20 protein-coding genes are annotated in these 24966 nt (G+C 71.3%); 12 read left to right on the top strand and 8 right to left on the bottom strand.

What is annotated here, in order from left to right; all coding sequences use genetic code 11:
* The first annotated feature begins 64 nt into the window (after positions 1-64).
* From AB0D93_RS10940 to AB0D93_RS10925, 4 genes are read left to right on the top strand one after another with little or no spacing between them, the layout of a single operon-like run.
* The gene (locus AB0D93_RS10940; protein ID WP_362116532.1) at positions 65-1333 is read left to right on the top strand and encodes a glycosyltransferase; all 1269 of its coding nucleotides are present in this window, start codon (positions 65-67) and stop codon (positions 1331-1333) included.
* A complete protein-coding gene (locus AB0D93_RS10935) occupies positions 1330-2976 on the top strand; it encodes a glycosyltransferase family 39 protein (protein WP_362116529.1) in 1647 nt (548 codons plus the stop codon). Before AB0D93_RS10940 ends, AB0D93_RS10935 begins: the two co-directional genes overlap by 4 nt.
* On the top strand, positions 2973-4142 hold the full coding sequence (locus tag AB0D93_RS10930) for a glycosyltransferase family 2 protein (RefSeq protein ID WP_362116526.1): 1170 nt from the start codon (positions 2973-2975) through the stop codon (positions 4140-4142). Before AB0D93_RS10935 ends, AB0D93_RS10930 begins: the two co-directional genes overlap by 4 nt.
* Positions 4139-6547, top strand: a complete 2409-nt coding sequence (locus AB0D93_RS10925; protein ID WP_362116523.1) for a galactose oxidase early set domain-containing protein — start codon at positions 4139-4141, stop codon at positions 6545-6547. The genes AB0D93_RS10930 and AB0D93_RS10925 overlap by 4 nt, the downstream gene beginning before the upstream one ends.
* A gap of 5 nt (positions 6548-6552) precedes the next feature.
* Here the strand turns inward: AB0D93_RS10925 and AB0D93_RS10920 are convergent, their stop codons facing one another.
* The 4 genes from AB0D93_RS10920 to AB0D93_RS10905 all read right to left on the bottom strand — a co-directional run bounded on the left by AB0D93_RS10920 (position 6553) and on the right by AB0D93_RS10905 (position 10376).
* Positions 6553-7275: a Mut7-C RNAse domain-containing protein gene (locus tag AB0D93_RS10920; protein ID WP_362116520.1), complete on the bottom strand. Its 723-nt coding sequence runs from the start codon at positions 7273-7275 to the stop codon at positions 6553-6555.
* A gap of 33 nt (positions 7276-7308) precedes the next feature.
* Complete coding sequence (locus tag AB0D93_RS10915; protein WP_362116517.1) at positions 7309-7950, bottom strand: TetR family transcriptional regulator; 642 nt, start codon at positions 7948-7950, stop codon at positions 7309-7311.
* Positions 7947-9551 (bottom strand): MFS transporter, encoded by a 1605-nt coding sequence (locus AB0D93_RS10910; protein ID WP_362116514.1) that lies wholly within the window; start codon positions 9549-9551, stop codon positions 7947-7949. Before AB0D93_RS10910 ends, AB0D93_RS10915 begins: the two co-directional genes overlap by 4 nt.
* Positions 9552-9662: 111 nt before the next feature.
* Positions 9663-10376, bottom strand: a complete 714-nt coding sequence (locus AB0D93_RS10905; protein ID WP_362116511.1) for a hemolysin III family protein — start codon at positions 10374-10376, stop codon at positions 9663-9665.
* 367 nt (positions 10377-10743) lie between these two features.
* On the opposite strand from AB0D93_RS10905, the gene AB0D93_RS10900 reads away from it, so the two are divergent.
* Positions 10744-12561, top strand: coding sequence for a phosphoenolpyruvate carboxykinase (GTP) (locus AB0D93_RS10900; protein ID WP_362116508.1), 1818 nt, complete (start codon positions 10744-10746; stop codon positions 12559-12561).
* Between the two features lie 413 nt (positions 12562-12974).
* Here the strand turns inward: AB0D93_RS10900 and AB0D93_RS10895 are convergent, their stop codons facing one another.
* Together AB0D93_RS10895 and AB0D93_RS10890 are read right to left on the bottom strand one after the other, a co-directional pair.
* The gene (locus AB0D93_RS10895) at positions 12975-13385 is read right to left on the bottom strand and encodes a hypothetical protein (RefSeq protein WP_362116505.1); all 411 of its coding nucleotides are present in this window, start codon (positions 13383-13385) and stop codon (positions 12975-12977) included.
* 89 nt (positions 13386-13474) lie between these two features.
* A complete protein-coding gene (locus tag AB0D93_RS10890) occupies positions 13475-14686 on the bottom strand; it encodes a pyridoxal phosphate-dependent aminotransferase (RefSeq protein ID WP_362116502.1) in 1212 nt (403 codons plus the stop codon).
* A 239-nt stretch (positions 14687-14925) separates the two neighbouring features.
* On the opposite strand from AB0D93_RS10890, the gene AB0D93_RS10885 reads away from it, so the two are divergent.
* On the top strand, positions 14926-15693 hold the full coding sequence (locus tag AB0D93_RS10885) for a hypothetical protein (RefSeq protein ID WP_362116499.1): 768 nt from the start codon (positions 14926-14928) through the stop codon (positions 15691-15693).
* 835 nt (positions 15694-16528) lie between these two features.
* Entirely contained in the window at positions 16529-17362 is an 834-nt protein-coding gene (locus tag AB0D93_RS10880) for a serine protease (RefSeq protein WP_362116496.1), read from the top strand.
* Here the strand turns inward: AB0D93_RS10880 and AB0D93_RS10875 are convergent.
* Both AB0D93_RS10875 and AB0D93_RS10870 read right to left on the bottom strand, forming a co-directional pair.
* The gene (locus tag AB0D93_RS10875) at positions 17359-18972 is read right to left on the bottom strand and encodes a D-aminoacylase (RefSeq protein ID WP_362116493.1); all 1614 of its coding nucleotides are present in this window, start codon (positions 18970-18972) and stop codon (positions 17359-17361) included. The two genes, AB0D93_RS10880 and AB0D93_RS10875, sit on opposite strands and share 4 nt — an antisense overlap.
* 24 nt (positions 18973-18996) lie before the next feature.
* A complete protein-coding gene (locus tag AB0D93_RS10870; protein ID WP_362116490.1) occupies positions 18997-20262 on the bottom strand; it encodes an amino acid deaminase in 1266 nt (421 codons plus the stop codon).
* Positions 20263-20421: 159 nt separating this feature from the next.
* Here AB0D93_RS10870 and AB0D93_RS10865 point away from each other — a divergent pair, with 159 nt between their 5' ends.
* The 5 genes from AB0D93_RS10865 (at position 20422) to AB0D93_RS10845 (ending at position 24933) form a co-directional block, all read left to right on the top strand.
* Positions 20422-21462, top strand: a complete 1041-nt coding sequence (locus AB0D93_RS10865) for a sugar kinase (protein WP_362116487.1) — start codon at positions 20422-20424, stop codon at positions 21460-21462.
* Positions 21459-22241 carry an IclR family transcriptional regulator gene (locus tag AB0D93_RS10860; RefSeq protein WP_362116483.1) on the top strand — a complete coding sequence of 261 codons (783 nt, stop codon included), beginning with the start codon at positions 21459-21461 and terminating at the stop codon, positions 22239-22241. Before AB0D93_RS10865 ends, AB0D93_RS10860 begins: the two co-directional genes overlap by 4 nt.
* 16 nt (positions 22242-22257) lie before the next feature.
* Positions 22258-22668 (top strand): RidA family protein, encoded by a 411-nt coding sequence (locus AB0D93_RS10855; RefSeq protein WP_362116480.1) that lies wholly within the window; start codon positions 22258-22260, stop codon positions 22666-22668.
* A gap of 113 nt (positions 22669-22781) precedes the next feature.
* On the top strand, positions 22782-24260 hold the full coding sequence (locus AB0D93_RS10850; protein ID WP_362116477.1) for a gluconate:H+ symporter: 1479 nt from the start codon (positions 22782-22784) through the stop codon (positions 24258-24260).
* 73 nt (positions 24261-24333) lie between these two features.
* Positions 24334-24933 carry a hypothetical protein gene (locus AB0D93_RS10845; RefSeq protein ID WP_362116474.1) on the top strand — a complete coding sequence of 200 codons (600 nt, stop codon included), beginning with the start codon at positions 24334-24336 and terminating at the stop codon, positions 24931-24933.
* Positions 24934-24966: the final 33 nt, after the last annotated feature.

The following is a 24966-nucleotide window of genomic DNA, read 5'->3' as shown; positions in this document are numbered from 1 at the left end:
GGTTGACGGCTGGTCACTCACCGTCGCCCGCACAGGGGGTAATCGGGGATCTGGGGGGATCTTTTTGCTGACGTCTGTCTTCATCGCCGTCGTCTCACTGGCTCTGTTCTGGATGGCGGCCTTCACCCTGTGGTGGCAGATGCACGCGTGGCGTACGCCCGAGGTGCTGGCCTCCACCCGGTTCGGCAGACCGGACGGTGACGAACACCTGTCGTTCTCACTGCTGTTGCCGGCCCGGCACGAGCAGGCGGTGCTGGACCACACCATCCAGCGGCTGCTGGAATCCACACACACCGACTTCGAGATCATCGTGATCGTCGGGCACGACGACCCGGAGACGACGGAGGTGGCCGACAGGGCCGCCGAGCGCGACCCGCGCGTCCGGGTCGTCGTCGACACCCACGAGAAGAAGAACAAGCCGAAGGCCATGAACACGGCGCTGCCGCACTGCCGCGGTGACGTCGTCGGGGTCTTCGACGCCGAGGACCAGGTCCACCCGGAGCTGCTCGCCCACGTGGACCACGCCTTCCGCACCACCGGCGCGGACGTCGTCCAGGGCGGGGTCCAGCTCATCAACTTCCACTCCAGCTGGTACAGCCTGCGCAACTGCCTGGAGTACTTCTTCTGGTTCCGCTCCCGGCTGCACCTGCACGCGCAGAAGGGGTTCATCCCGCTCGGCGGGAACACCGTGTTCGTCCGGACCGGCGTCCTCAGGGAAGCGGACGGCTGGGACCCCAACTGCCTCGCCGAGGACTGCGACCTGGGGGTCCGGCTCTCGTCCGTCGGCAAGAAGGTGGTCGTCGCCTACGACTCCGACATGGTCACCCGCGAGGAGACTCCCGGAAGCCTCATGTCGCTGCTCAAGCAGCGCACCCGCTGGAACCAGGGCTTCCTGCAGGTGTACCGGAAGAAGGACTGGAGGCAACTGCCCTCCCTCAGGCAGCGGTTGCTCGCCCGGTACACGCTGATGACACCGTTCCTGCAGGCGTTCTCCGGCGTGGTCATCCCGGTCAACGCGGCCGTCGCGCTCTTCCTCGACGTGCCCGTCGGTGTCGCCTTCCTCACTTTCCTGCCGCTGGTCACCGCCGCCGTCACCTTCGTCTTCGAGGTGGTCGGACTGCACGACTTCGGCAAGCAGTACGGCCTGAAGGTCCGCCTCGTCCACTACGTGAAGCTCATCGTGGGCGGCCCCTTCTACCAGGTCCTCCTCGCCGGTGCCGCGATCCGTGCCGTGTGGCGCGAGCAACGCGGGCGCAACGACTGGGAGCTGACCACGCACGTCGGCGCGCACCTCACCGCGGCCGAGCCGACCCGAGAGGACGTTCCCGCGTGACCTCGACACTTCCCGCGGTGACCGCAGCGAAGGTCCCCGCAGGGCGCTCAGCCGCGCCCGAAACGCCCCCGGCCGGCCGGGAACGGCCGCCGCTGCGGCTCCGCTCCTCCCGGTCCGACCTGCTGCTGTGCGGTGTCCTGCTCGCGGCGATCCTCGTCGTCCAGGGCTGGAACATCGCCGACTACCCGTCCCTCAGCGACGACGAGGGCACCTACCTCGCCCAGGCCTGGGCCGTCCAGCAGGGCCGCGGCCTCGCCCACTACACCTACTGGTACGACCACCCGCCGCTCGGCTGGATCCAGATAGCCCTGCTCAGCTGGGTCCCCTCGTGGCTCAGCCCCGGCTCGATGACCGTCGGCGCCATGCGGGTCACCATGCTGCTGGTCAGCGGCGTCAGCGCGGTGCTCCTCTACGTCCTCGGCCGCCGGCTCTCACTGCCCCGCTGGGCCGCCGGGCTCGGCATGGCCCTGTTCGGGCTCTCCCCGCTCGCCGTCGTCCTCAGCAGGGAGATCTTCCTCGACAACATCGCCGTGATGTGGCTGCTGCTGGCGTTCTGCCTCGCCGCCTCGCCCAGCCGTCACCTCTGGCACCACTTCGGCGCGGGCCTCGCCGCCGCCGCGGGCGTGCTCACCAAGGAGACGATGCTCGTCGTCCTGCCCGCCCTGTTCGTCACCATGTGGCGGAACAGCCACCGCGACACCCGCAAGTTCGCCCTCACCGGAGCGGTCACCGCCTGTGCCCTGATCGGCTTCTCCTACCCGCTGTTCGCCCTGCTCAAGGGTGAGCTGTTCCCCGGCGCCGGGCACGTGTCCCTGTGGGACGGCATCACGTACCAGATGTCCAGGCCGGGCTCGGGCTTCATCCTCGACCAGGGCTCCGGCTCGTACGGCGTCCTGCACTCCTGGCTCTACTACGACCGCGTGCTGCCCCTCGGCGGCCTCGCCGCGGCCCTGCTCCTGCTGCTCACCTGGCGCTGGTCGGTCACCGCCCGGGCGCTCGCCGGACCGTCCCTGACCGTGGCGATCCTCGCCGCCGTGGCCCTGCGGCCGGGCGGCTATCTGCCCGCCATGTACGTCATCGGCGCGCTGCCCTTCCTCGCGCTGGTCCTCGCCGGCGGTGCCGCCTCCGTCGCCCACGCCGTCATCCGCAGGTGGCGGGCGGAGAACGAGCGCCGGTACCTCACCGGCGGCCGGTACGCGCTCGCCGCCGTGCTCGCCCTCGCCGCCAGCGCCTACGTCGTACCGCACTGGTACGACGGCGACCGCACCGCCGTCACCGCCGACGCCAACAAGCCCTACCGGCAGGCCTCCCACTGGCTGGGCACGAAGGTGGCGGACCCGGAGCACACCCGGGTCCTCGTCGACGACGCCCTCTGGCTGGACCTCGTGCACGCCGGCTACCGGCCCGGACTCGGGGCCATCTGGTTCTACAAGGCCGACCTCGACCCGGCCGTCACCAAGACCATGCCGCACGGCTGGCGGGACATCGACTACGTCGTCGCCTCGCCCACCGTGCGCCGCGACGCCAAGGACCTGCCCAACGTGAAGGCCGCCATCCAGCACTCCACCCCCGTCGCCACCTTCGGCACCGGCCAGGACCGCATCGAGATCCGGCAGATCCAGGCCGCCGGAGGCGCCCGATGAGCGAGTACACCGCCCCGGCACAGCGCCTCGACGCCGTGGAGGTCCCGGAACCCGGCGCCGTCACCATCGTCGTACCGACCTTCAACGAGTCCGCGAACGTCCGGCGGCTGCTGCACCAGATCACCGAGTCGGTGCCCGCACGGCTGCCCTGCGAGGTCGTCTTCGTGGACGACTCCACCGACGACACCCCCGACGTGATCCGCGAGGCCGCCCGCGACTGCCCGTTCCCGGTGGCCGTGCTGCACCGGGAGGAACCCGTCGGCGGGCTCGGCGGGGCGGTCGTCGAGGGGCTGAAGGCGGCGACCTCGGAGTGGATCGTCGTCATGGACGGCGACTGCCAGCATCCCCCCTCGCTGGTACCGGAGTTGGTGGCCACCGGCGAGCGGCTGAACGCCGGGCTGGTCGTCGCCTCCCGGTACATCGAGGGCGGCAGCCGGGCCGGGCTCGCCGGCGGCTACCGGGTGGCCGTCTCACGCGGCGCGACCTGGCTCACCAAGGCGCTCTTCCCGCGCCGGCTGCGCGGCATCAGCGACCCGATGAGTGGTTTCTTCGCCATCCGGCGCAGCGCGGTGACGGCGGACGTCCTCAAGCCCCTCGGCTACAAGATCCTGCTGGAGCTGGCCGTCCGCAGCCGCCCCCGGCGGGTCGCCGAGGTGCCGTTCGTCTTCCAGGACCGGTTCGCGGGCGAGTCCAAGTCGAGCGCGCGGGAGGGCTTCCGTTTCCTGCGCCACCTGGTGGGCCTGCGCACCGCGTCACCGGTCGCCCGCATGGTCGGCTTCGGGCTGATCGGCGCGAGCGGGTTCGTGCCGAACCTCGTCGGGCTGTGGGCACTGACCGCCCTCGGCATGCACTACGTGCTCGCGGAGATCCTCGCCAACCAGCTCGGGGTCGCCTGGAACTTCCTGCTCATCGAGCAGTTGCTGTTCCGCGACCGGCGCGCCCACCGCCGCTGGTGGGACCGGCTCGGCCGGTTCGCGCTGCTCGCCAACGCCGACCTGGTGCTGCGCATCCCGCTGATCGCCCTGCTCGTCGGCCGGTTCGGCATGGGCGCCCTGCCCGCCACCGCGCTCGCGCTGGTCATGACGTTCGTCCTGCGCTTCGCCGGCACCGAGGCGCTGGTCTACCTCCCTCGGCACCGGGGGAGCCGAGCAAGGAGAGCCGTGTGAGTACGACGTACCGCAGACGCCGCAGACGGACCGCGCTGGCCGGGGTGGGCGCCCTGACCGCCGGTCTGCTCCTGACCGCGCCTCAGCCGGCGGAGGCCGCCAACCTGATCAAGAACCCCGGCTTCGAGACCGCCGGTACGGACGGCATGCCGTACTGCTGGGAGAAGTCGGGCTGGGGCGACAACGACTTCAGCTTCGAGACGACCTCGGACGCGCACTCCGGGTCCCGGGCCATGAAGGTCACGCTGACCCGCCGGGTCGACGGCGACCGCAAGGCGCTGATCACGGAGTCCACCGATTGCGCGCCGGCCGTGACCGTCGGCAAGCAGTACGACCTGGGGCTCTGGTACAGGACGACCACCCCCGACGCCAACGTCACCCTCTTCCGGCACGACACGACCGCCGGCTGGCAGTACTGGACCGACCTCAAGACGCTGGACATGGCGTCGGCCTGGACGCAGGCCACGGTCCGCACCCCGGAGGTCCCGGCCGGCACCGACCGCATCACCTGGGGTGTCTCCGTCTACGGCACCGGTTCGGCGACCACCGACGACTACACCATGGACCAGGTCCCGGACGTGGTGCCGCCGGCCCAGTGCACCGGCACCACCGACCAGTGCGCGAACGGCAGTTGGTCGGTCCTGCCCACCCAGAACCCGGTCCGCTCCATGCACTCCGTCGTGCTCAACGACGGCAAGGTGCTGCTGATCGCCGGGTCGGGCAACAGCGAGGAGAACTTCAACGCGGGCACGTTCACGAGCGCGGTGTACGACCCGTCCAACGGCACCTACAAGGTCATCCCCACCCCGAAGGACATGTTCTGCGCGGGGCACGTCCAGCTGCAGGACGGCAGGGTGCTGGTCCTGAGCGGAAACAAGGCGTACCCGGTCGCGGGCGGGCACGGGTACGAGGGGTTCAAGGACTCGTACGTCTTCGACCCGAAGACCGAGACCTACAGCAAGACCAACGATCTGAACGACGGCCACTGGTACCCGTCGGCGACCGAGCTGGGCAACGGTGACGTCGTCTCCTTCGGCGGGCTGCGAGAGGACTCCACCGGCTCGGTGACGGCCGAGAGGTTCAGTGACGCGCAGAACCAGTGGCTGCCGCTGTCGCAGGTCAACCAGACCTGGTCGTACTGGGGCCTGTACCCGGCGATGATCCTCATGCAGGACGGCCGCCTCTTCTACACGGGCAGCCATGTCTTCGGCAACAACATCCCGGGCACGGGTTCGGCGATCTACGACTACGACGCCAACACGGTCACGCAGATCCCCGGCCTGCGGAACAAGGACGAGCGCGACCAGTCGGCGAGCGTGCTGCTGCCCCCGGCCCAGGACCAGAAGGTCCTCACCATCGGCGGCGGCAACATCGACTCCAACCCGGACGCGAACCGCCTCACCGACCTGATCGACCTCAAGCAGGCCAACCCGTCGTACGTCGCCGGTCCGCCCGTCCCGCAGGGCACGGTCGACCTCGGCAACGGGCCCCAGCCGGAGACCGGCAACCAGGGCAAGATGTACGTCTCCGCGGTCCTGCTGCCCGACGGCAAGGTGCTGGAGACCGGCGGCGCCCTGCACAACCGGGCCAACCCCGTGTACGAGTCCTCGATCTACGACCCCGGCACCAGCACCTTCGACCCCGTGGCCGCCGACCCCGAGTCCCGCGGCTACCACTCCTCGGCGTTCCTGCTGCCCGACGGCCGCGTGATGACCACCGGCGACAACCCGGGCAACGGCACCTGGAACCACAACGTGTCGATCTACACCCCGCCGTACCTCTACAAGGGCACACGTCCGGTGATCACCTCGGTGATCAACCAGGAGTGGAAGTACGGCGACACCCAGCGGATCACGGTCGACCGCCCCGTCGCCAAGGCCGAGTTGATCCGCCCGGCGGCGGTCACGCACTCGTCCGACCCCAACCAGCGGTTCGTCGACCTGCCGCTGAGCGTGGACGGCGACAACGTGGACCTGAACGTCACGAACAACCCGGACATCGCCCCGCCCGGCTGGTACATGCTTTTTGCGGTGGACGCCAACGGGGTGCCCTCGGTGGCCAAGTGGGTCCACCTGACCGGCCCGGCGGCGCTCGGCGCCGCGTCACCGCACGTCCACGCCTTCGCCGACTCGCTGTCCGGCAAGGTGTCAGGCCCCGCCAGGAGGAAGGCCGCGCAGCAGGTCAGCCCGACGATCTCCGGCTGCGACCGGCACTACGGCTCGGTCAACGTGTGCGTGCCGACGGTGTTCCCGCCGCAGGTGAGGAAGACCACGGCCGCCCGCTGCACCTGGCTCCGGCAGAACCACTACGGCCGGCTGAAGGTCAACGGCGGTGACGACCCCCTGGGGTTGGACCGGAACCGGAACGGGACCGCCTGCGACAAGGGGGATGTGACCAGACGCTGACCGCGTCAACCGTGCTCCGCCAGGGCGCGCTCCACGATGGCCTCCAGCTGGTCGTGGTGCGCGCCCTTCCAGTACGCGCGGCCACACTCCGTGCACTGGGCGAAGACGTCGTACGAGCGCTGGGTGCCGTGTTTGAGCTGGTCGGCGACCTCGGCCTTGGTGGCCTGCTTGAGGAGGCCGTTGCAGGCCGTGCAGCGGGTCCAGGGGTTGAGAACGGGGGCGAAGCGGCCGAGGACGTCGTGGAGCTGGTCGTCGGGGCGGTGGCTGTAGACGAACGCGCCGGCCCACAGCTCGCGGCGGCGCAGCAGGCCACGGTCGCGGCTGAGCATCACCCGCTTCTCGGCGGCCGAGCGGGCGGCGAGGGCGGGGTCGCCGATGTCCGTCGACTCGTACGCCGTGTCCACGCCGAGCAGGCGGAGGCGGCGGGCGAGCGTGCCGAGGTGGACGTCCAGGAGGAAGCGGAGCGGGGCGCCGGGGACCTGCTGGGGGCGGTCGACCGGGCGCACCTCCACCGTCTCGCCCGCCTTCGGGATGTGTGACACCGCTACCTCGCTGCCGTCCACGACCAGCGCGCCGACCTCGGTCAGCGGGACGCCGAGGGACTCGATGACGTGGCCGAGCGTCGAGACGCCGTCCGTGCCGAGCGGCGTGGCTCCGGCCCGCCGGGCGGCCGGTACGAACAGGTGGAGCGCGGGGGCGACTTCGACGTGGATCTCCGGTCGGTTCACTCCGTCAGCATCGCACGCGAGGCCGGCCGGCCCTCAGCGGTTTTCGTTCGGCAGGCCGTGCTCCATGACGTCCAGGGCGCGGTCGATCAGGGAAGTGAAGTCGTCCCTGTGGTCGTTCTCCGCCCAGTACATCGACGTCTCCATCAGGCCGCCGATCAGGGACATGGCGTAGACCCGGACCTCCAGGCCGTCCGGGTCGCGTCCGGTGCGCTCGCCGATGGCCTGGCAGAGCATCCGGCCGGTCGCCGACATGCTCTCCATCATCCGCGAGCGCACCGCGGGGACCTGCACCATGAGGTGGGTGCGCAGCCGGGACACCTCCTGGTCCTCGGACGTGCCGAGCTGGACGGCCCGGTGCAGGACGTACCGGAGGGTGTCCGTCCAGGGCTCGTCGGCGGGCCGCTCCCGGATCTCCGCCAGGATGATCGGGTCGTACTCGTCCGTGAGGACGATGTCCTCCTTGGTCGGGAAGTACCGGAAGACGGTCGACGGTGACACCTCGGCCCGCTCGGCGATCTGCTCGACGGTCGTCGCGTCGTAGCCCTGTTCGCGGACGAGGGCGTAGGTCGCCGCGCGGATCGCCTCCCGGGTCTTGATCTTCTTGCGCTCACGCAGCCCCGGCTGCGGGCGGTCGGCGGAGGGGAGGGGGGAGCGTGCGGCCGTCATGCCGGTCATTGTCCGGCATCCGCGACGGGAGCGGCCACGGCCGGGGTCTCCTTCGGCCCGGTCCGCCCCACGACGGGGGCGCTGGGCAGCAGCAGGGCCGCGAGCAGGGCCGCCACCAGGGAGGCGATCCCGCACACGATCAGCACCAGGGTCATGCCGTGGACGTACGCGGTGTTCGCGGAGGCCGCCAGGTGGGCCGAGCCGCTGTATGCGGCCACCGCATGGGCGGCCACCACGGACTCCCCGGCCGTGTGCGCCACCGGACCGGGTAGCCCGGTCACGTCGAGCCGGGACCGGAAGGCGCTCGCGAGGAGGCTGCCGAGCAGCGCGATGCCGATGGCGCCGCCCACCTGGCGGAGCGTCATGAGCAGCCCGGAGCCGCTGCCCGCCCGGTCGGCGGGCAGGGTGCCGAGCGCGCCGTCCATCGCCGGGACGACCGCGAAGCCGAAGCCCAGTCCGGTGATCGACAGCCACAGGGCGGTGAAGCCGTACCCGGAGTCCGTGGTGGTACGGCTGCCCAGCAGGGCGGCGAAGGCGAGCACGACCAGGCCCGCGCTGACCACCGAGCGCGCCCCGAACCGGGCGACGGCCGACTGGGCCCCCTTGGCCGCGACCATCAGGCCGGCGGTCAACGGCAGCAGCCTCAGACCGGTGCCGAAGGCGTCGTGACCGAGCACCGCCTGAAGGTAGGTCGGCACGGTGAACATCAGGCCCGAGAGCACGAACATCACCAGGGTCGCGGCGGTGGTGTTGAGCAGGAAGCCGCGGTGTGTCAGCAGGTTCATGTCGAGCATGGGGCGGGTCGTCCGGCGTTCGCGGCGCACGAGCGCGCCGAGCAGGACGGCGGCCGTCGCGAACACCGCCAGCACGAGGCCGTCGCCCCAGCCCCGGTCCGGGGCCTCGATGATCGCGTAGATCAGCGCGCCGAGCCCGGTGGCCGTGAGCGCGGTGGAGACGGTGTCGACCTTCGGGCCCGCCGGGATGGGGGTCCCCCCGCTCGAACGAAGCCGAGAGTGGGGGAGGCTCTCCGGGAGCAGGAAGACGCAGGCGGCGATGGAGAGCGCGGCCATCGGGATGTTGATCAGGAAGACCGAGCCCCACCAGAAGTGGCCCAGCAGCCAGCCGCCGACGAGGGGGCCGAGCGGCATGCCGAGGGCCGAGGCGGTGGAGATCAGGGCAACGGCCTTGCCGCGCTCGTCCGGCCCGAACATCGCGGGCAGCACGGACAACGACAGGGGCATGATCAGTGCGGCGCCGACGCCCATCACCGCGCGGGCGGCGATCACGGCGTCCACGTCGCCGGCCAGGGCGCCGAGCACCGAGCCCCCGAGGAAGACGGCGAGTCCGGCGATGAGCATCAGGCGCCGGCCGAATCGGTCGCCGAGCAGACCGGCCGGGAGCATCAGCGCGGCGAAGACGATGACGTACGCGTCCGCCATCCACTGTTGCTGTCCCGTGGTGGCGTCGAGCTGCCCGGCCATGGTCGGCAGGGCCACGTTGAGGATCGTCGAGTCGAAGGCGAGCACCAGCATGCTCGCGACCAGGGCCCCGAGGGCCCACCAGCGGCGGGGGTCGCGCCGCGTCTCGTCGGTGTGAGTGACAGTCGCCATGAAAAGAGAGTAACTCTCAAATTCTTGTGACTGTCAATAGAGTGACGGTTTCAGGGCATACGAAAACGGCCACGGCTGGTGAGCCGTGGCCGTGGAGTGAGGGGGGTTCGGTTACGCGTGCTGGTACGCCACCAGCGAGATGCCGACGTAGTGGACGACGAACGCGGCGAGCGTGAACGAGTGGAAGACCTCGTGGAAGCCGAACCAGCGCGGTGACGGGTTCGGTCGCTTGATGCCGTAGACCACGCCGCCGGCGCTGTAGAGCAGACCGCCGACGATCACCAGGACCAGGACCGCGATGCCGCCGGTGCGCAGGAAGTCGGGCAGGAAGAAGACGGCCGCCCAGCCCATGGCGATGTAGCAGGGCGTGTAGAGCCAGCGCGGGGCGCCGACCCAGAAGACGCGGAAGACGATGCCGGCCGCCGCGGCGGCCCAGATCCCCCACAGCAGCCACTGGCCCTTGGCGCCGGGCAGGAGCAGCAGGGTCAGGGGGGTGTAGGTGCCCGCGATGATCAGGAAGATGTTGGCGTGATCCAGGCGGCGCAGGACGCCGTCCATCCGCGGGCCCCAGTCGCCGCGGTGGTACAGCGCGCTGACGCCGAAGAGCAGGCAGGCGGTCAGGACGTAGATCCCGCAGGCGATGCGGCCTCTGGTGGAGTCGGCGAGCGCGGTGAGCACGAGCCCTGCGATGAGCACGGCCGGGAACATGCCGAGGTGCAGCCAGCCGCGGAGCCGGGGCTTCACCGGATGCGGCAAGGAGAGCGCGACGGGACCGCGGCCGTCGGCCGGCGAGTCCATGGGCGCGTCGGGGGCGGGCGCAGTCATGGGCCGCATCGTACCTACGGAACCGTAAGTTACGAATCAGTGCGGCGCGTGAAGGTGCGCATAGTGGCCATCGTCTCATGGCGGGTGTGACGCGGGTGTTCAAAAAGTCCTTCAGGCGAACTCAACGTGCACGTAAAGGAACACCGAGGTACCCAGGAAAGATGCGAAAACCGTGGCCTTCCTCACGCCGCTCACCTGTGACCCCCTCTGGACATATGCGCACTCTCGACGGATGATCAAATGAGTGCGGTCGGCACCGGATGAGCGCCAACAGTCGAACGACTGCGAAGCATCCGGGTCGCAGCCCCCACGGGGCCCCAAGGAAAAATCCCTTACCAGGGCAAAAATCCCTCACTTAGGAGCAATCGTGGCGCGCGACATCGCGGCTCCCGCCCCCACCAACCACCAGGAACTGATCTCGTGGGTCAACGAGATCGCCGAACTGACCCAGCCGGACAGTGTGGTCTGGTGCGACGGCTCCGAGGCCGAGTACGAGCGACTGTGCGAAGAGCTCGTGGCCAAGGGCACCTTCAGGAAGCTCGACCCGATCAAGCGTCCCAACTCCTACTACGCCGCTTCCGACCCGACCGACGTCGCGCGCGTCGAGGACCGGACCTTCATCTGCTCCGAGAAGGAGGAGGACGCGGGCCCGACCAACCACTGGAAGGCCCCCGCCGAGATGCGGGAGATCTTCAGCGGCGAGAAGGGCCTGTTCCGTGGCTCGATGCGGGGCCGCACCATGTACGTCGTCCCGTTCTGCATGGGCCCGCTCGGCTCCCCGCTCTCCGCGATCGGCGTGGAGATCACCGACTCCGCCTACGTCGCCGTCTCCATGCGCACGATGACGCGCATGGGCCAGGCCGTCCTGGACGAACTCGGCGACAGCGGCTTCTTCGTGAAGGCCGTCCACTCCCTCGGCGCCCCGCTCGAGGAGGGCCAGGACGACGTCGCGTGGCCGTGCAACTCCACCAAGTACATCTCGCACTTCCCCGAGGACCGCGAGATCTGGTCCTACGGCTCCGGCTACGGCGGCAACGCCCTGCTCGGCAAGAAGTGCTACGCGCTGCGCATCGCCTCGGTCATGGCGCGTGACGAGGGCTGGCTGGCCGAGCACATGCTGATCCTCAAGCTCACCCCGCCGCAGGGCGAGTCCAAGTACGTCGCCGCCGCCTTCCCGAGCGCCTGCGGCAAGACCAACCTCGCCATGCTGGAGCCCACGATCTCCGGCTGGACCGTGGAGACCATCGGCGACGACATCGCCTGGATGCGCTTCGGCGAGGACGGCCGGCTGTACGCGATCAACCCCGAGGCGGGCTTCTTCGGCGTCGCGCCCGGCACCGGTGAGCACACCAACGCCAACGCGATGAAGACCCTGTGGGGCAACTCGGTCTTCACCAACGTCGCCCTCACCGACGACAACGACGTGTGGTGGGAGGGCATGACGGAGGAGACCCCGGCCCACCTGACGGACTGGAAGGGCCGCGACTGGACCCCGGACTCCGCCGAGCCCGCCGCGCACCCCAACGCGCGCTTCACCACGCCCGCCTCGCAGTGCCCGATCATCGCGCCGGAGTGGGAGGACCCCAAGGGCGTGCCGATCTCGGCGATCCTCTTCGGCGGTCGGCGCGCCAGCGCGGTGCCGCTGGTGACGGAGTCCTTCGACTGGAACCACGGCGTCTTCCTCGGCGCCAACGTGGCCTCCGAGAAGACCGCCGCCGCCGAGGGCAAGGTCGGCGAGCTGCGCCGCGACCCGTTCGCGATGCTGCCGTTCTGCGGCTACAACATGGGCGACTACATGGGCCACTGGGTCGACGTCGCCAAGGGCAAGGACCAGTCCAAGCTGCCGCGGATCTACTACGTCAACTGGTTCCGCAAGAACGACGAGGGCAAGTTCGTCTGGCCGGGCTTCGGCGAGAACTCCCGTGTCCTGAAGTGGATCGTGGAGCGCCTGGAGGGCAGGGCCGAGGGCGTCGAGACCCCGATCGGCGTGCTGCCGGCCAAGGGCGCGCTGGACACCAAGGGCCTCGAACTGTCCGACTCCGACCTGGACTTCCTGCTCACGGTCGACAAGGAGGTCTGGCGCGAGGAGGCCGCCCTGGTCCCCGAGCACCTCAACACCTTCGGCGACCACACCCCGAAGGAGCTGTGGGACCAGTACCACGCGCTGGTGGAGCGCCTGGGCTAGTCCCGCCCGAGACTCCACGGCCGGCCGCCGTGCCCTGACCAGCGATCGTCCCGGCCGGCCGTGGTGACATGCCGGCGAGGCCCGCACAACGGCGTGGGGGTCCTGGGCCTGTCGTCACGTTCCCGCTCGCCCCGCGGGAGCACGACGGCAGGCCCTCGCCTGTCCGCCGGCCCCGGCACTGCGATGCCGTCAGAGGCGCGGGGAACCGCGCGACCAGCCACAGCGAACCGGCACTCGCGCGACGGCACGAGCCCCTACGGCGAGACCTGCTCCCGGCCCACCGCACCGGCGCCACGCGCAGCACCCCAGGAAGCCGGCCGGAGCCGGCGCGGTGTATGGCTCCCGGTCCGCGCGTCGCTGCGGGTGCACGCGGACCGGGGCCGATCGAGGGACCCCGGTGGGTCAGTGGGGGGTCAGTGGGCGGCGGAGCTGGGCGCCGGCGCGGAGCTGTGCGCGTCCATGCGCTCCGCCGCGAGGATCGCCGCCGAGGTGTCCGCACGGGACGCGGCGACGACCAGTGCCCGGCCCGCCAGGGCGTGCGCGCGCCGGTGCAGCGCCGCGGGCTCACCGGTGGTGGACGGCGCCGCCCGCAGCGGGGCGCGCCCTCCCCGGAGCCGGGCCACCTGCCCGGCGAGCCGCTCGGCAGCGGTGTCCAGGTCGGCCGACGGAGTCAGCCCGCGCAGCTCGTCGGTCACGGTGAGCAGCGCCGCGAGGTGTCCGGCGAGCTGGATGTCCAGCTCCTCCTCGCGCGAGCGGTGGGGGAAGTCGGAGGCGCGGTCGGCCCTTGTGCTGTGGACCGACTTGGTGCGGATCGGTTCGTACATGGGGAACGGCCTCCTGTGCGCTGACAGGAAGCCATCCTAGCTTGGATTTCGTCTAAAGTTGAGCCGGGTCACGGAATGAAGTCCGTCGACTACGGCTGGCCGTATCCGTCCAGGAAGTTCCCGATCCGGGTGATCGCGTCCCGCAGGTCGCCGACCGAGGGCAGGGTCACCACCCGGAAGTGGTCCGGCTCGGGCCAGTTGAAGCCCGTGCCCTGGACGACCATGATCTTCTCCTGGCGCAGCAGGTCCAGGACCATCTGCCGGTCGTCCTTGATCTTGAAGACCTGGGGGTCGAGGCGCGGGAAGAGGTACAGCGCGCCCTTGGGGCGCACGCAGCTCACGCCCGGGATCTGCGTCAGCAGTTCGTACGCCGTGTCCACCTGCTCCTTCAGCCGGCCGCCCGGCAGGACGAGGTCCTTGATCGACTGGCGTCCGCTGAGCGCGGCGACCACTCCGTGCTGCCCCGGCATGTTGGCGCACAGTCGCATGTTCGCCAGGATCGTCAGACCCTCGATGTAGGAGTCGGCGTGCGCGCGCGGGCCGGAGATCGACATCCAGCCGACCCGGTAGCCGGCCACCCGGTACGCCTTCGACATGCCGTTGAAGGTGAGGGTGAGCAGGTCGGGGGCGATCTTCGCGGTCGGGGTGTGCGTGGCCCCGTCGTAGAGGATCTTGTCGTAGATCTCGTCGGAGCACACCAGCAGGTTGTGCCGGCGGGCGATGTCGGTCAGGCCCTTCAGCATCGCCTCGTCGTACACCGCGCCCGTGGGGTTGTTCGGGTTGATGATGACGATGGCCTTGGTGCGGTCGGTGACCTTGCGCTCGACGTCGGCGAGGTCCGGCATCCAGTCGGACTGCTCGTCGCAGCGGTAGTGGACCGCCGTACCGCCGGACAGGGAGACGGCCGCCGTCCACAGGGGGTAGTCGGGGGCCGGGACCAGGACCTCGTCGCCGTCGTCGAGCAGCCCCTGCATGGCCATCACGATCAGCTCGGAGACGCCGTTGCCGATGAAGACGTGCTCGACGTCCGTCTCGATGCCGAGGGTCTGGTTGTGCATGACGACCGCGCGGCGGGCGGCCAGCAGGCCCTTGGCGTCGCCGTAGCCGTGCGCGCTGGAGACGTTGCGGAGGATGTCCTCCAGGATCTCCGGGGGGCACTCGAAGCCGAAGGCGGCCGGGTTGCCGGTGTTGAGCTTGAGGATGCGGTGCCCCGCCGCCTCAAGCCGCATGGCCTCCTCGAGAACCGGGCCCCGGATCTCGTAACAGACGTTGGCGAGCTTGGTCGACTGGATCACCTGCATGTCGTGAGCTTACGGCCCGGTATCGCCGCGTGGCTCGTGTTTTCCGACACGTGAGACACGGAGGTTTGCCCGGATATCGCCCCTCGCTGTCTCAGGAACCGCTTGCCTCCCTAAAATGCGGTGCCGCTCCGCCGGGCCTGGCCGGCGCGGCGGGGCCGTCCGGGGGTGGGTCCGAACGGGTGGTCGTGGGTACAGCGAGGCGGAGTGGGGCGGGGATGCACGAAGAGACAGAGCCGGGGATGGACGACAGACGCGGTCCGGGTGAGACGCCCCAGGCTCCGCCCGACGGGTACGACGCCGGGCCGGCTCAGACCCTGCCGCAGGCAGGGTACGACGCCGGGCCGGCTCAGACCCTGCCGCAGGCCGGCCCGACGCCGTCCGCCCCGGCTCCGCCGAACGTGTACGTCCCCCGGGCGGTCTCCGCTCCGGCGTACGACGAGTACGCCGACCCCGCCGCCGCCCACGGCTGGCAGAACGCCTACGACGAGACCCGGGAGCTCCCCCCGCTGATCGAACCGGTCGAACCGGCCGGCCAGTCGCTGCCGGGGGAGGGCCGGGCCGCGCGGCGGCGTGCCGAGCGGCGCACGGGCGGCCGGCGCCGGGTGGCGGCCGTCGCCGGGGCGCTGGGAGTGGCCGGCGCGGTCGCGGTGATCGCCGTTCTGGCGGGCGGCTCGGACTCTCCCGCCCCGGACGGTTCCGGTCCGGCCGGCGGCACCCGCGCCGCCGTCGGTGACTCCGCCGACGCGAGCCCCCGTACGGACGCCGGGTCCCCGGCCGCGGGTACCTCGACGTCGGCCGCCGGGGCCCCCTCGGTCTCGTCGTCCCCCTCGTCCGCCGCCCCGGCCGTCCGCGCGTCCCAGGAGCGGTCGGCCGGCGCCCCGACCACCCCGGCCGCCACCACGACGCCGCCCGCTCCCACGTCCACGGTCACGACGGCCGGCCCGTCGGCGTCCGCGTCCGGTGTCCCGGCCGGCTGGGGGCACGGCCGTGGCAGGCACCATCACTGACGGGGCTGGGGGAGTTCCCCGCTCTCTCGGGGCCCGGCGGGACGGGCCTCGTGGGTCCGCCGGGCCCCTCCGTCCCAACTGGCGTGCGTTTGGCGCGACGTGTCCGCGTGACCCGCGGGGTTGTCGCATGACCGAGCAGCCCCTCCCTTCTCCCGCCGGGCAGCCGGTGCGCTCTTCCGGCGTGCTCGCCTCCGACGGGGACCGTGAGCGGACGCCCGGTGAGCCGGCCGCCGCGGCGCACGGGCTGCCCGAACCCGGTGATCGCCGCTCTGGCGGGCGGCTCGGACTCTCCCGCCCCGGACGGTTCCGGTCCGGCCGACGGCACCCGCGCCGCCGTCGGTGACTCCGCCGACGCGAGCCCCCGTACGGACGCCGGGACCCCGGCCGCGGGTACCTCGGCGTCGGCCGCCGGGGCCCCCTCGGTCCCGTCGTCCCCCTCGTCCGCCGCCCCGGCCGTCCGCGCGTCCCAGGGGTGGCGGCCGGCGCCCCGAGCGCCCCGGCCGCCGCCACGACGCCGCCCGCTCCCACGTCCACGGTCACGACGGCCGGCCCGTCGGCGTCCGCGTCCGGTGGTGGACCCGGCGCCCGCCTCCCGTTTCGCGCCGGCCCTGTTCGGCGCCGTCGTCACCAAGCCGAAGGGTGCCGGCGAGTAGCCGCTCTCCGCGCCCAAGCCGGCTGATCCGCCGCTGAGTTGGCCGGCGCTCTCCGCACAGGGAAACCCCTATGACCTGAGCCGGCTTCTTGTTCCCGCCCCTCTCTGCGCTGACAATGCGCATGACAAACAGCGGGCGACCGGAGAACTCCGGTCGCCCAAGTCGTAAGAGGGGACCCCCACATGAACAAGCCTCTCCTTGCCGCACTCTCCTCCCTGGCCATAGCCGGGCTGGGTGCCGCACCCGCGGTCGCCGCGCCGCACACCGCCGTCAAGCCCAAGGCGACCGTCGACTTCGCCGGCACCGTGGCGCTCAGCAACTGCTCCGGCTCCGTCATCCGCTTTCCGAACTCGGCCGACACCGACCCGGCGCTCGTGCTCACCAACGGCCACTGCCTGGAGACCGGCTTCCCCGACCCCGGCCAGGTCATCACCGGCCAGTCCTCCAGCCGCACCTTCGGCCTGCTGAACTCCTCCGGCAGCAAGGTCGCCACCCTGCGCGCCAACCAGGTCGTCTACTCGACCATGACGGACACCGACGTCACGATCTACCGGCTGACCACCACGTACGCCCAGATCAAGAGCTCGTACGGGATCAGCCCGCTCACCGTGAACGACACCCACCCCACCGCCGGCGCCGCCATCAAGGTCGTCTCCGCCTTCTGGAAGCGCACCTACAGCTGCAGCATCGACGGGTTCGTGTACCGCCTGAAGGAGGGCGACTGGACCTGGAAGGACTCGGTCCGTTACACCTCCTCCTGCAACACCATCGGCGGCACCTCGGGCTCCCCGGTGATCGACACCGGCACCGGCAAGGTCGTCGCCGTGAACAACACCGGCAACGAGGACGGCGAGACCTGCACGGAGAACAACCCGTGCGAGGTGGACCAGAACGGCAACGTCACCATCCACCAGGGCATCAACTACGCCGAGGAGACCTACCTGATCCCGGCCTGCTTCACCACGGGCAACAAGCTGAACCTCAGCGCGTCCGGCTGCACCCTGCCCAAGCCCTAACCGGCGGCCGTACGGCGGACGGACCGGCCCGCGAGCACGTCCGTCCGCTTCCCGTCCTCGATGACGAACCGGCCGTCGACCAGCACGTGCGGGATGCCCGTGGGAAGGGTGCGGGGCTCGGCGAACGTGGCGCCGGGCGCCACTGTCCGCGGGTCGAACAGCACCAGGTCGGCCCGGTACCCCTCGCGCACCAGCCCCCGGTCCGGCAGCCGCAGCCGGGCGGCGGGCCGGGACGTGAGACGGGCGACGCACTCCTCCAGGGAGAGGACCCCCAACTCCCGGACGTAGTGGCCGAGGTAGCGCGGGAAGGTGCCGTAGGCGCGCGGGTGCGGCTTGTCGCCCCGGAGGATGCCGTCGGAGCCGCCGGTGTGGGTGCGGTGGCGCATGATCGTGCGGACGTTGTCCTCGTGGCCGACGTGCTGGAGGATCGTCGTACCGAGCCGGTCCTCGACCAGCAGCCGGCGGGCGGTGTCCCACGGGGCCTCGCCGCGCCGCTCGGCCGCCTCCCGGACGCTGCGGCCCACGAGGTCGCCGAGGGCGGGCTCGGTGACGCCGGAGATCTCGATCGTCTCCCACTCCACGGGCACGCCGTGGCAGCCGTCCGAGCCGGTCACCTCCAGGTCGTGCCGGATCCGCGCGGCCGTCGCCGGGTCGGTGAGCCGGGCCAGGACCTCCTCCGGCCCGCCCTCGCTCGCCCAGCTCGGCAGCAGCGCGGCCAGGGTGGTGCAGCCGGGGGTGTAGGGATAGGTGTCCAGCGAGATGTCCGCGCCGGCGTCCAGCGCCCGGTCGAGCAGGGCGAGCAGCTCGGGCGCCCGGCCCTCGTTCACACCGAAGTTCATCGTCGCGTGGGCCAGATGCAGCGGGCAGCCGGCCTCCCGGGTGAGGGCGACCATCTCGGCGTAGGCCTCCAGGGCGCCGGCGCCGTAGGAGCGGTGGTGCGGGCAGTAGTAGCCGCCGTACGACGCCACCACCCGGCACAGCTCGGTCAGTTCGGCGTCCGGGGCGTACATGCCGGGCGTGTACGTCAGCCCGGACGACAGCCCGACCGCGCCCTGCTCCAGCCCCTCCGCGACCAACTGCCGCATCCGGTCCAGCTCTTCGGGGGTCGCCGGGCGGTCCTCCCAGCCGACGACGAGCGCGCGGAGCGTGCCCTGGGGGATGAGATAGGCCGCGTTGACGGCGATGCCCCGGTCCAGCCGGTCGAGATACCCGCCGACCGAGCGCCAGTCGAAGTCGATGTCCTCGCCGTACCCGTTCCACCCGGTGATCGCCCGCCGCACCTCCTCCAGTGTCCGGTCGTCCACCGGCGCGTAACTCAGCCCGTCCTGCCCGAGGACTTCGAGGGTCACCCCCTGGGCCGCCTTCGCGCTGTGGTCGGGGTCGCGCAGCAGGGCGAGGTCGGAGTGGGCGTGCATGTCGATGAAGCCGGGGGAGAGGACCAGGCCCTCCGCGTCCAGCTCCCGCATGGCGCGCGGGCGCTGGCAGCCGGCCGCGGCGGCCTCCTTGACGATCGAGACGATCCGGCCGTCGTCGACCACCACGTCCGCCCGGTACGACGCCTCGCCGCTGCCGTCGACGACGTCGGCGTCCCGGATGACCAGGTCCTCCATGTCCCGCCTCCCTTTCACCGGCTCCTAGAAGAACGTACGGATGTAGTCGACGACCGTCCCGTCGGCCTCGGCCACCGGGATCAGCTGCCACTTGTCGAACGACGTGCACGGGTGCGACAGGCCGAGGCCGATCCAGTCACCGACCTCCAGCTCCGCGCCCGGTTCGGTGCGCAGCCAGGCGTGCTGGTCGGACAGCCCGGTCACGGTGATGCCGTCGGCCGGGCGCTCCACGCCGTCCCGGCGTACCACCTGGGCGGCGGGCAGGTCCAGGTCGTAGGCCGCGTCGCGCTTGCCCGCGTTGGCGAAGGCCTGCTCGGGAGTGGGCCGGGAGACGACCTGCGCCCACAGCCGGAACGCGGGCTCCAGCGCACCCTCCTCCGGGACCCGGGTGAACGGGGTGATCCTGCGGTAGTGCCCGTCGTCGTGCGAGACGTACGCCCCCGAGCGCAGCAGCTTCAGCACGGGCAGGGAGAGTGCGGGGATGCCGGCGAAGGTGTCGGCCACCGCGTCGAACCAGGCGCTGCCGCCCGCGCTGACGACGATCTCCTCCGCGTCCTTCAGCAGGCCGGCCCCGTCGAGGCCGGCGGCGAGCGCCACCAGCCGCCGCAGATACGACCGCACGCGCTCCGGATCGGCCTGCGGTACCTCGCCCTCGTACCCCGCCACGCCGACGAGCCGCAGCGTCGCGGTGCCCGCCACGGCCTCGGCGACGGCCCGGGCGTCCGCCTCCGTGCGCACCCCGGTGCGGGCCCCGTCGCCGGCACCCAGCTCGACCACGACGTCCACGGGCCGGGGGCAGCCCTCGAGCGCGGCGTCCATCAGCTCGACACCGCGCACGGAGTCGACGTAGCAGACGAACCGGAATCCGGGATCGGCGGCGAGCTCGCCGCCGATCCAGCGGAGCGCGGCCGCGTCCACGAGTTCGTTGGCGAGGAACACCCGCTGGATGCCGAACTCCCGGGCGACCCGCACCTGGTGGGGCACCGCCAGCGTGATCCCCCAGGCGCCGTGCTCGATCTGGCGGTGGAAGAGCTGCGGGGCCATGGAGGTCTTGCCGTGCGGGGCGAAGGCCAGGCCGTGCCGGACGGTGTACGTCTCCATGAGCGCCAGGTTGTGCTCCAGGCGCTCGGCGGAGAGCGCGAGCACCGGGGTGGGAAAGGCGTCCGTGAAGAGGTTGCGGCGCTGGGCCGCCAGTTCGCCGACGGTGAGGCCGTCGGCGTCCGGCGGGAGGCCCTTGAAGCGGTGGTCGACGCGTTCCTCGGCCAGCCGGACGAGCGCTTCGCTGCTCATGGAGCCCCTCTCTCGCCGTTGCATTCTGTGCAACGGGCATTGCATGGGTTGCTGAATGGTGTCTAGCATCTCGCCGACATCGGGTCAACGGAGCCGTGACCCGAGCATCGGACAGGAGTCATCATCAACGACGCTGCTTACGCCGTGAAGGGTGCGGCCATGGACGCGGTGGACGTGGTCGCGCTCGGCGAGTCCATGGTCACCTTCCTGCCCAGCCGGCCGGGACGCCTCGCGGACGTGCCCTCCTTCGACCGCGCGATCGGCGGCGCCGAGTCCAACGTGGCCTGTGTGCTGGCCGCCGCCGGGCACAGCGCGCGGTGGGTCGGCCGGGTCGGCGCGGACGGCTTCGGCGACCACCTGGTGGAGCGGATCGCCGGGTACGGCGTCGACGTCTCGTCCGTGTCCCGGGACCCGGCCCGCCCGACCGGCGTCTACTTCCGCACGGCCGGCGACCGGGGCACGGGCGCGCACGAGGTGGCGTACTACCGGGCGGGTTCGGCGGCGTCCGCCATGTCCGCGGGCAACGTCGACCTCGCGGCGGCACGGACGGGCCGGGTGCTGCATCTGTCGGGGATCACGGCGGCGCTGTCCGACGACTGCCTGGAGCTGATGCGCGAGCTGACGGCACCCCGCCCCGGCCGCCCGCTGGTGTCCTTCGACGTCAACTACCGGCCCTCGCTGTGGCGCGATCCCGACGGGCCGCGCGTACTGCTGGACCTGGCGCGGCACGCGGACATCGTGTTCGTGGGGGACGACGAGGCACGGGACGCCTGGGGGCTGCACGGCGGACGATCCATCGCCGAAGCGCTGCCCGAACCGGCCATCGTCGTCGTCAAGCAGGGCGAGGGCGGAGCGACCGCTTTCGACAAGAACACCGACGGCATGGAGGACGCCGACGGTACCGTGACGTTCGTCCGTGCCCCGAAGGTGGACGTCGTCGCCCACGTCGGCGCGGGAGACGCCTTCGCCGCCGGCTTCCTCTCCGGCACCCTCCGCGAGCTCCCCCTGAAGGCCCGCCTCCGACTCGGCCACCTCTTCGCCGCCGCCGCCCTCACCACCCCCGGCGACCTGGCCGCGCCTCCCGCCCGGGACCACGCCGACCGCCTGACCGCCCTGGACGACACCGCATGGGGGAGACTTCGACTCGCCCCCGGCTGGACGCAGGCCGGGCGGGCCACACAGGAGGCGAACACCCCATGAGTCAGACCGTCGACCGCGCCCTGAGCATCCTGCCGCTGCTCGCCGAGGGCCCCGCCGACCTCGGCCAGGTCGCCGACCGCCTCGGCGTGCACAAGTCCACGGCCCTCCGCCTCCTGCGCACCCTGCACGAACACGGTCTGGTCTACCGCCAGTCCGACCAGCGCTACCGTCTCGGCGCCCGCCTCTTCGCCCTCGCCCAGGAGGCGATGGAGAACCTCGACATCCGCGAGATCGCCCACCCCCACCTCGTACGGCTGAACGAGGCCTGCGGGCACACCGTGCACCTCGCCGTCCACGAGGAGGGCGAGGTCCTCTACATCGACAAGGTCGACAGCCGCTACCCCGTCCGCATGTACTCGCGGATCGGCAAACCCGTCGCCATCACGGTCGCCGCCGTCGCCAAACTCCTCCTCGCCGACCTGCCCGAAGCCGAGCGCCGAGCCCTCGCGGACAAGCTCGAATACCCCCTGTACACGGCCCGTTCGACGCCGAACGCCGAGGCCTTCCTCAAGGAACTGGCCACGGTCCGCGAACAGGGCTGGGCCACCGACCTCGGTGGCCACGAGGAGTCCATCAACTGCGTCGCCGCCCCCGTCCGCGGCGCCGACGGCCGCGTGGTCGCCGCGATGTCGGTGTCCGCCCCGAACGTGGTCGTCACCGCCGAGGAACTCCTCACCCTGCTCCCGCAGGTCCGCCGTACCGCGGACGCGATCAGCGGCGAGTACTCCGGAAGAACGCCCGTGACGGACCCCACGAGGGCCCCGCATGACCGACGATGACCGACAAGGACCCCGTATGACCGAGAAGACCGCCCTCACCCCGAAGACCCACACCACCCCGCCCGCGAAGTTCTCGCACGGTGTCAGGAAGGGCAACATCCTCCAGGTCGCCGGCCAGGTCGGCTTCCTGCCGGCCGAGGAGGGCAAGCCCCCCACGCCGGCCGGTCCCACCCTGCGCGAGCAGACCCTCCAGACCCTCGCCAACGTCAAGGCGATCCTCGAAGAGGGCGGCGCGGGCTGGGACGACGTGATGATGATCCGCGTCTATCTGACGGACGTGGACCACTTCGCCGAGATGAACGAGATCTACAACACCTACTTCGAGGAGCAGGGCCTCACCCAGCCGCCCGCCGCCCGGACCACCGTCTACGTCGGTCTCCCGGCCGGCCTCCTCATCGAGATCGACGCGCTCGCCGTCCTGAGCTGACGTCCCCTCACCCTCCGCACCGCCCTCACGGCACGGCGGCCCCCACCCCCGGGCCGCCGTGCCGCGATCCCCCCTGCCCGAAAGCACCATGTACTTACCCAGAGGACCCCCGTATGCCCTCCCCGTCCCTGGCCGCGACCGCGCCGGCCACCCCACCGCACACCGGAGGCCTGCTCCTCCTCGTCGACGGCACCCCCGGCCTCCTCACCGTCGCCGGCCTCGGCATAGCCCTGTTGCTGTACCTGATCATCAAGGTCCGGCTGCAGCCCTTCGTGGCCCTCCTCGCCGTCTCCATAGCCGTGGGCCTGCTGGCCGGTCTCTCGGTCACCGAACTCTTCGGCACCGTCCAGCGCTCCGACGCCGTCTCCACCATCGAGTCCGGCATGGGTGGCATCCTCGGCCACGTCGCGATCATCATCGGCCTCGGTACGATGCTCGGCGCGATCCTGGAGGTCAGCGGCGGCGCGGAGGTACTGGCGGCCCGCCTGCTGGCCCTGTTCGGCGAGCGCCGAGCCCCCCTGGCGATGGGCCTGACGGGCCTGATCTTCGGTATCCCGGTCTTCTTCGACGTCGGCATCTTCGTCCTGGCCCCGCTCGTCTACGCGGCGGCCAAGCGAGGCGGCAAGTCCATCCTCCTGTACTGCCTCCCCCTCCTGGCCGGCCTGTCCATGACCCACGCCTTCCTGCCGCCGCACCCCGGCCCCGTCGCCGCCGCGGGCCTGCTGCACGTCCAGCTCGGCTGGGTCATCCTGATGGGCATCGTCTGCGGCCTCCCGGCCGTACTTGCCGCCTGGGCGTTCTCCGCCTGGATCGGAAAGCGGATCTTCGTCGCCGTACCGCAGGACATGGCCGAGGCGGCGGAGGAGGCGAAGCAGGCGGTCGTGGCCGAACAGCGCGCCCAGGGAGTGGAGCCCCAGGAGCACCCGGTCCCGCTCACCACGGTCCTGGCCATCATCGGTACACCGCTGATCCTCATCCTGGCGGCCACCTTCTCCTCGATCGCCCTGGACCCGTCCCCCGGCCGCTCGGTCCTGGAGTTCTTCGGCAGCCCCTTCGTGGCCCTGACCCTGGCCCTGCTCCTGGCCTACTACCTGCTGGGCATCCGGCGCGGCTGGTCCCGCAAGTCCCTGGAAACGGTGTCGACTTCCTCCCTGAAGCCGGTCGGCAACATCCTGCTGGTGGTCGGCGCGGGCGGGATCTTCGGCGCCGTGCTGAAGGCGAGCGGGGTCGCCCAGGCCCTGTCGGACACCTTCCACGGCGTGGGCCTGCCGGTGATCGTGCTGTCGTACCTGATCTCCCTCGTCCTCCGGGTGGCCCAGGGCTCGGCGACGGTGGCGATCGTGACGACGGCGGGCATCGTGGCCCCCCTGCTGTCGGAGGGCCACCACTCGCAGGCCTTCGTGGCCCTGGTCATCATGGCGATCTCGGCGGGCTCCATCTTCGCCTCGCACGTCAACGACGGCGGTTTCTGGATGGTCGCCAAGTACTTCGGCATCAGCGAACGGGACACGCTGCGGACGTGGACGGTCCTGGAATCGGTGCTGTCCGTCGCGGGGTTCGCGGTGGCGGCGGCGGTGAGCGTGTTCGTGTGAACGTGACGTGAGTGAAACCGGGGATGGGCGGGCTGACTGGTTCCGGCACAGGGAAGTCGTCCATACTGCCGCCGTGGAGCAGCGCATAGGAGCGAGCAGCAAGCCGTCCGAGGCCGAGCCGTTGAAGGCCGAGCCCGTGACGGGCGCCGGTTTCGACCCGGCGTTCATCCCCGGAATCACGGTCCCGGCGCCGACGAGGTCCGACGAACCGGAGCCGGAGCCGGAGCCGGAGCCGCTGGACGCGGAAGCGGAGGCGGAGGCGGCGCGGTCATCGACGGCGTCGGATCCGGAGGACGCCGTCCCCGAATCCGACGCCACCGAGGAAACCGCGGAAGAAGGGGCCGAGGGCCCGGTCTTCGAGGCCGCCGACCGCCGAGCGAAGATCGTGGCCGACCGCAAGGGCGTCCGCCTGCGCCTGGACGAGGAGTCCTGCGAGTTCCGCTGGGACGAGATCGCCGCGGTCGAGACGGAGTCCCCCCGCTTCGGCAAGCGCTACACGATCACCGTGCACACCCCGGACCGCCGCTGGTACCCGATCGAGATCGAGGCGACGACGAAGTCCCACTTCAAGGAGTGGGACGAGCAGCTGGACGCGGTGCTGGACGCGTACTTCGAGGACGGCGAGGCCCCTTCGTCCACCGAGACCGCCGAGGCCGGCGAGGAAACCGAGTGACCGAAGCGGGTCCGGTGGACCTGGTTCACCTGG

The organism is Streptomyces sp. NPDC048191 (genome assembly GCF_040652655.1).
Taxonomy (GTDB): Bacteria; Actinomycetota; Actinomycetes; order Streptomycetales; family Streptomycetaceae; genus Streptomyces.
Note: the sequence above shows the minus strand (reverse complement) of the source record. Positions and strands in the feature narration are given on the sequence as shown.